Source organism: Mesorhizobium sp. M8A.F.Ca.ET.181.01.1.1, from assembly GCF_004792025.1.
In the GTDB taxonomy this organism is placed as follows: domain Bacteria; phylum Pseudomonadota; class Alphaproteobacteria; order Rhizobiales; family Rhizobiaceae; genus Mesorhizobium.
This window is the reverse complement of record NZ_SRTV01000239.1, coordinates 1-302: the sequence shown is the minus strand read 5'-3', so window position 1 is coordinate 302 and position 302 is coordinate 1. Positions and strand designations below refer to the sequence as shown.

Below are 302 nucleotides of genomic sequence, written 5' to 3'. Positions count from 1 at the left end.
GCCAGCGATTACCTTCTCGACGATGGCGCGCACTTCCGAGGGCTGCGTGCCGCCATTGGTGTCGCACAACACCACCCAGCGCGCGCCGGCATCGTAGGCGGTCCTGGCGCAGGCCAGAGCGTAGTCCGGATTGGCCTTGAAACCGTCGAAGAAATGCTCGCAGTCGACCATGGCCTCCTTGCCGGCCGCGACCGCCGTCTCGACCGAGACCTTGATCGATTCCAGGTTCTCCTCGTTGGTGCAGCCGAGCGCGACGCGGACATGATAGTCCCAGCTCTTGGCGACGAAACAGATGGCATCCG

1 pseudogene is annotated in these 302 nt (G+C 64.2%); it reads right to left on the bottom strand.

The window, feature by feature from the left end:
* Nucleotides 1-302 (bottom strand): annotated as a pseudogene (locus EN824_RS34435) (citramalate synthase); the annotation flags it as partial.